A 7096-nucleotide genomic window follows, 5' to 3' on the forward strand; every position below is an offset into this window, starting at 1 on the left:
AATGCTCCGTACCGATGAAAGCCGCGGACTGGGTGTGTAAAACAGTTCCACATCCTCAATACTTAAAAAGGACCGCCGGATTCTTGCCGCTTTGATTCTTGCCGTTTCCACGCTTTGGGCCGGTATTTTGTTTTTCTCATACCAGATCTCAGGATCTGATAAAAATTCAACCAGATGGGTTTCTGCCTGGGCTGCATTCTTACAGGATTTCACAAGATGGGGGATGAAGGCGGGCCCGTATTTTTTATCTGCGATTTTCTGGGTCTGCTTTCTGGCATTTTCCCATAAATTATCCGGATCCAGAAGGATGACAGGTGCCAGAGGATTTTCATGAATTTTCATGGATGTGATGGTGATGCTCAACTCCTCGGCACTGCCGTACCCACCGGTGTTGATCACAGGCAGATTGCTCAGTTTCTGCAGATGATCCTGACGCACCAGGCGCAGGCCTTCATTATATTTAATCAACCCGTCACAGGTGGTTAAAGAGGCCTGGTTTTCCCCTTCCAGATCAATGGCGATGCCCACGCTCATGATATTATGCTGGCGGGCCAGATCATTGGCCTCCTTCATCAGGCCGGGGCCGCCACCATGGACAATGCCCATTTCATCCCCTAAACGCAGGGCCAGACGATTGATCAGGTCAATGGTCAGACGGTTGTCCACAGCATTTGTATGTGACCCGTAAAAGGCAAACCAGAACCTTACCCGGTCAAAGCGCTCCCAGTCGTCGGGCTCCATGAAGCACCCGTGGTAAAATGAATACAGCTTGTCGATCACAGGATCGTACCGCATGAACTCGCACCTGGCTTGCCCGGCATGGGTCAAAGAGATCATGTGCCGTATATCGTCGTCGGCAAAACATGGATTTTCCGCATTTATAAGAAACGTGCATAATCCGGTTCTTCGCAGCGCATCCACCACTTCCCGTTCCGGAAACCCCCGGCCGATGAACACCCGGGAATTGACCCCGCCCAGAACGGACAGCTTGCCAAGGGTCTCCTTGAGCCTGTGGCCCACGGTATCGGGGATGAAGGGCTCATGGCGGCGCTGGCTACTTTTTGCCAGACAGTTTTTAATGATCTCCAACTGGGCCTCCCCTTTGGTATCCAGGGCCCGGGGCACCTGGATGAAATTCCCTTTGTTCAGGATCAGGCCCATGGCATTTTCGTCCAGAATATCGAACAGATTGGATACCTCGGCATGGGTGAGCAGATCGCACAGCCGGTATCCTTCCTTTACTCTGGCCTTTTCCAGGGGTACTGTCAAGGGGTTTTGACTTCTGAAAAACCGGATGCGGATACGGATATCACTTAAAACAACAGGTGTTTTCCCCAGATGATACAGTTCCACCTGCCGGTCCCTGAAGGTACGGAAAGGATCCAGCACCCTGGCAGGCAGATGGATAATATTATCTTTCTCCGGGATGACCACGGCATCAATGATCCCGTAAATATCGCCCAAAGATATCTTGATGGCCCCCACAAAAAGTGCACCCGGATTGAGAAGGGCATGATCCGGATCCATGGGCACCTTGGACCGGATGGTATTCAGGGCGCTTCGGCCCTTTTTTATCACCGCACCAATACTTGACCGGATCATGGCTGCCGGTTCAAAACAATACTGGAAAGACGAGAGCGCCACCTCAATATAATCGCAGTTTTTCCCGGTTAAAGAATCGGTTTCCTGGCAGATATCAAATCCTTCATAATATCCCTTGCCCACCCGGTTGCCCACAAAAAGCCGTTTATGAAGATAATGGCGGACATCCCGGATGCGCAGTTCCGGGTCCATGACCACGAGCCGGCCGATCTCATCTCCGGTTTCAAACAAATCCAGGGCATTGGTCAAAAAGGGATTCAGATTTCGGATTATTCCGGAAAGCAGAATCTTTGATCCGTCAATTTCCGGCACCGGCGGGGTTTCACCAGGCATGTGGGTGTCCGTAAGCAGTCCCATCTGGGCATTGCCGCTTCTACCGGAAAAAAACCAGGGTTTGCCTTCCCTTAAGGAGGATATAATATAATCCGACACCTTGGGAAACAGAAACCGAACATCCATGTGCGCGTCTCCGGACGTACGCGGGCCAATGGTATCAATGTAACCGTCCGGACTGACTATCTGGGGTATGTTCATTAGAAATCCTATTCTCAAGTGAGCCTGTGCAATACGCCTGAACCATCAATGGGCAAGCATAAATCCGGGGCACTTATACGTCAAGAAAAAATACATTTTGAAAAACCGGATTGGATCAGCGTATCCGCATGGTTGGGGCCTACACCCATAAACGGAACACACCAAAAGTGTTTAAAAACAATGGGAGACGCGGAACGAACGGCGGCAGCAACAATTTTGCCGGGCTCGGGCCGCCATTGGGAAAACTGCCACATGGGATCAGCCTGGCCGGTATCACTGAAAGAAATTTGAATAACAGGGTCGCCCGCATTAAAGGAAAAGCTGTCCAGAGGAATGGATAATCCCTTGCCAACCGCCTTGATATAGGCTTCTTTCAGGGTCCAGATATCAAAAAACAGCTCTGTTTTTCCAAGGCCTGATGCCTTAGATACAAGTTCGGCTTCGGATGAAGAGAAAAATCGATTGGCAATGGAAAGATCCGTGTGTCGCCCCACATCCTCCACATCCACACCCACGGCAGCACTCCGGCACAAGGCGCAGGCTACCGCGCCATGGCTGTGGGAAAGATTGAAATGAATATCCGGCAATTCAACAAGAAAGGGTTTGCCATATTCATTGGTTGAAAAGCGAAGGGACCGGGGATGTTTTCCGCTCAGTTCAAAAATCAAATACCGCACCAGGGCCCTGGACACCAGGCTCAAGTGCCGGTCTGATTGCTTCAGGTACCGATCCGTCTTCTGGATTTCAGCAGGGGAAAGGCAGGCCCTGTATTGTTTTAAAAGACAGGGATCAGATATCTGGTCTGCCCGGGTGTAGAACACATGGATCTGAGCGGAATCCGGAAAGGGGGGCTTTATCATGTTGTAACCTGCCGTTTTAATGTGTACATTTATTTCTTGCATCACCAAATTTTAAAAAGGATAATACCATACCGGATTGATTCGGCAAAGCTAAGGTTATCAAAGGAAGTCATATAAAATAAAAGGGAAATGATCTGCAGTACACCAGTTACCATCGCCTTGGGCTTTGTTGACAAAGCCCCAATTTTTCCATATACGGTAAAGTTGGGGTTTTGTGTCTGGTAATCGAAGAAATTCTCTTCCATTACCGCATTGATGACGCTGTTTCCGCTGTGCCGGTCCACCTGGGATGCGGCATCTGGGGCACCCTTGCCGTGGCACTTTTCGGAGACCCGCAGATTCTTGGCACAGGTCTAAGCTTTCTGGCCCAGCTTCTGGTACAGGTCACCGGCATTCTGGCGGCCTGCCTTGTGGGCTTTCCCATCATGATCAAGAACAGTATTGAAGGCGAATTTTTCATTTACCAGGACATCACCGAACGAAAGGCCCTGGAAGACCAATTATACGCATCGGCATTATAGTTGACACGAGTTCTTACATCCGGGCCGATGATATCCTAAGGGACGTGGATATTGCCATGTACCGGGCCAAGGCAACGGGGAAATCAAGATTCAGGATATTCGGCAAAAAACTTCAACAGATGGTCCATGATGCACTGCAGCTTGAAAACGATCTAAAAACCGCCCTGAAAAAAGAACAACTCACCCTGTATTATCACCCCATTGTATTTTTTCTGAAAATGGATAAGTCTCTTGTAAATGACATCAACCGGCACCATGAAAATCTTGAAATTGCCAAAGCCATTATCACCCTTGCGCAAAATCTGGATCTTGAAGTTATTGCCGAGGGCATTGAGTCCAATGAGCAACTTGAGACGCTCCAGGGGATCGGCTGCGACTTTATCCAGGGATACTATTTTTCAAAACCTGTAGATTCACACCGTGACGGAGACCTTATCCTGAAAGAAATTCGCCACAAATAAAACAAAAAAAGCATTTTGGGGTTGAATTATTACAAAAAGTATTCTATTTTAATTTTTTTTAAATATGGGGAACAGGGGTTATGGTAACAGACAAAACATTTAAAGGCAGATGATATGGACATAAAAAAGGGTTTCTGAACAGACTCATATTATCCAAAAACCCTTTGAGAATAGACTTACTGAACAGTGACGTTGACTGCTGCAGGTCCTTTCTGTCCGTCCTCCACATCAAAAGTGACCCGGTCACCCTCATTAAGAGATTTAAAGCCTGATGCATTGATGCCGGTATGATGAACGAATACGTCAGGCCCCTCCTCCTGTTCGATAAATCCGTATCCCTTTGCATCATTAAACCACTTTACGATCCCATTTGCCATTGCGACTCTCTCCTTACTTTTAGTGAATAAATTTAGTTTCAAACTCAGGTCCTTCTACGCCAACAAATGGGGTCCAGTCCTTAGAACGAAACTTTAAAAGCCCTGTAATCCGCAGCTTTGAATGTATATTATTAGCTTTTGCTTAAAAATCAAGGATTATTTATTAAAATTTGATTTTTTTCGCCATCATGAACCAGGTGGCACGCGGCAAAATGGCCGGAAGATACAGGCATCAGCCCGGGGCGTTGGTCTTTGCACTGCATCAATGCTCTTTTACAGCGTTTGGCAAACCGGCACCCGGCAGGCATTTCAGACAAAGCAGGCACATTGCCGGGGATGGTGGGAAGCGGTTCTTTCGCCGTTTGCGTCAGGGAAGGAATGGATTGCAAAAGTCCTTTGGTGTACGGGTGAAACGGTTGACGAAACAGGGTTGTCACCGAAGCGCTCTCTGCAACGGTGCCGGCATACATGACAACGACCCTGTCACAGTTCTCTGCGATCAGTCCAAGATCATGAGTAATTAAAATCACAGCCATACCTGTTGCATCCCGGAATTGAAAAATAAGGTCCATAATCTGGGCCTGTACGGTTACATCCAAGGCCGTGGTCGGCTCATCGGCAATAAGGATATCCGGTTCACAGGCAAGTGCCATGCCGATCATTACCCGCTGGCGCATCCCGCCGGACAATTGATGGGGATACTTTTTCATGATCTGCCGGGCATCGGCGATACCTACTTTTTCAAGCATCTGCGACGACGCTGTATTTTTTTCTTTTGCCCCCATGCCGGGGAAATGCAGGGAATAACTTTCAGCAATCTGCCGGCCTATTGTATGAACCGGGTTTAATGCGGTCATGGGCTCCTGGAAAATCATGGATATTTTTTTACCCCGGATTTTATGCATTTCGTCAATGGGCAAATCAAGCAGATTTTCTCCTTTAAACAGGATTTCACCTGCTTTGATTTTTGACACAGGCCTTGGCAAAAGCCGCATCAAACCCAAGGCGGTCACACTCTTGCCGCACCCGGATTCCCCGGCAATGCCCAGCACCTGGCCGGACTCAAGTTCAAAGCTGACATCATCCACGGCAAGGACCTGTCCCTGGTCGGTCTGGAATGCAACCCCAAGATGTTTAACGGCTAAAAGCGGAGGACGATACGGTTGATTCATTCCGGCCGAACCTTTTTTTTATATTTGTCGTCAATGATGGTAACAGGGGCAAATACCTGCCTGCCTTTCACGGCGGCAAGGGTCTGGCGCCGAAGGTGTTCATCAATCCAGAAAAGCCCGCCCGTATCCGGGGCAAAAGCATCAAACAGGCTACCGGACACAGGGGTGCCGTGAAATTCCGGCAGCCGCATCCACCGCCAGTAGGCCAGCCGGACATAGGGCACCATATAGGAAGGCACATAGGCACAGATACCATGTATCTTATTCTGAATCGTTCTGGACAGATTGATGCGTTCCTGCTCATCCAGGCTGTCCCGGTACCGGTCAATGAGCTTGTCCAGTTCAGGGTCGTCCGTGTTGGTAATGTTGTTGGTCTGGGGTTTATGTGCGTTGTCCGAGTGCCACCCCTGCCAAAAGGAGGGCCGCATGCCGGCACTCCACCCCATCCAGACGACATCATGCTTTTTTTCCAGGGTTTTCTTGAACATGGCCGTGGGATCAAGACGCTCGAGTTCCAGGTCAATGCCGGTCTTGAGTGCTTCTTCCTTCAATACGGCCAGCCGGGGCATATACTCCTCCAGATCATAGGTCACGGTGACGGAAAACCGCATATCCCCTTTCTGCCAGATGCCGTCCGGCCCTCTTTTCCAGCCGGCCTGGTTCATCAGCGCTTCAACCTTTGAAATATCGTATCCACGGGGTTTGATGGTATAATCCGTATATTCTCCATACCCGTAAAAAGCCTGGGGCAGCCGGAAATAATCACCCCGTAAAACCTGCTTGATCACCTTATCCATGTTCATGGCATGGGCAAAGGCCTGCCGGACCCGGATATCCTTGAATATGGGCCGGTCCAGGTTCAGCCAGAGTCCCCTGGACGGCTGTTCCAGGTCATTGAAAAACCAGATGCGCTCCACATATCCTTTATTAATAACCGGGGTGTTGGATTTCTGGTGCCAGAATTTGGGCAGCACCATACCAAAGGTATCCAGCCGGCCTTTCTTAAAATATTCCCACTGCATGTTGACGTCACGGATTACCGTGAAAAGCACCGAATCCACGTTAAACCGGTTTTTAAAATACCGCAGGTTTTTTGCCCACCACTGTTTTTTACGAAGAAAACGAATAAACCGCCCTTTTTTAAAATCGCTGATCTGGTAAGCCCCGGTATTGGGCACAATGGCCCAGTTGAACCGGGATAGAAAGTCCTCTCCAAGGGTTTTAAAAAAATGTTCGGGCGTCGGGCTGATGCCAAGTTTCAGATAAAGGTCTGGCACGGCCTTGGTGCTTTTTACCGCAATGGTGTGATCGTCAAACGCAATAACGGATTCGATCTCCCGGGTGTAGTAATCATTATAAAAGGGTGCCACAATATATTCGGACCGCATAAATGTAAGGGTATACAAATAATCCCTGGCCGTAACCGGCACCCCGTCCGACCACAGGGCTCCAGGGTCCAGCTTGAAATACATGGTCTTTTTATCAGGGTCATAGGCCCAGTGGGTGGCAAGCTCGGGGATGATCCGCCGTGTAACCGGATGGATATTGATCAGGGAAAGCTGATTATCC

At 49.1% G+C, this 7096-nt stretch carries 7 protein-coding genes; 2 read left to right on the forward strand and 5 right to left on the reverse strand.

Going from position 1 to position 7096, the window contains the following annotated elements:
* Together AB7U36_RS14990 and AB7U36_RS14995 are read right to left on the reverse strand one after the other, a co-directional pair.
* A partial coding sequence (locus AB7U36_RS14990) for an LOG family protein (protein WP_428160532.1) occupies positions 1–2136 on the reverse strand: 2136 nt, incomplete at its 3' end.
* 80 nt (positions 2137–2216) lie between these two features.
* Complete coding sequence (locus AB7U36_RS14995; RefSeq protein ID WP_428160533.1) at positions 2217–2996, reverse strand: 4'-phosphopantetheinyl transferase family protein; 780 nt, start codon at positions 2994–2996, stop codon at positions 2217–2219.
* Positions 2997–3208: 212 nt separating this feature from the next.
* Between AB7U36_RS14995 and AB7U36_RS15000 the strand changes: the two genes are divergently transcribed.
* Positions 3209–3517, forward strand: a complete 309-nt coding sequence (locus tag AB7U36_RS15000) for a hypothetical protein (protein WP_428160534.1) — start codon at positions 3209–3211, stop codon at positions 3515–3517.
* A gap of 44 nt (positions 3518–3561) precedes the next feature.
* Complete coding sequence (locus AB7U36_RS15005; protein ID WP_428160535.1) at positions 3562–3978, forward strand: EAL domain-containing protein; 417 nt, start codon at positions 3562–3564, stop codon at positions 3976–3978.
* Between the two features lie 176 nt (positions 3979–4154).
* On the opposite strand, the gene AB7U36_RS15010 is transcribed toward AB7U36_RS15005, so the two are convergent.
* From AB7U36_RS15010 to AB7U36_RS15020, 3 genes are all read right to left on the reverse strand, one after another.
* On the reverse strand, positions 4155–4355 hold the full coding sequence (locus tag AB7U36_RS15010) for a cold-shock protein (RefSeq protein WP_428160536.1): 201 nt from the start codon (positions 4353–4355) through the stop codon (positions 4155–4157).
* Between the two features lie 149 nt (positions 4356–4504).
* Entirely contained in the window at positions 4505–5527 is a 1023-nt protein-coding gene (locus AB7U36_RS15015; RefSeq protein ID WP_428160537.1) for an ABC transporter ATP-binding protein, read from the reverse strand.
* Positions 5524–7096: extracellular solute-binding protein (locus tag AB7U36_RS15020; RefSeq protein ID WP_428160538.1), on the reverse strand; the 1573-nt coding region annotated here is incomplete at its 5' end. The genes AB7U36_RS15020 and AB7U36_RS15015, both read right to left, overlap by 4 nt.

It is taken from the genome of Desulfobacter sp., from assembly GCF_050177295.1.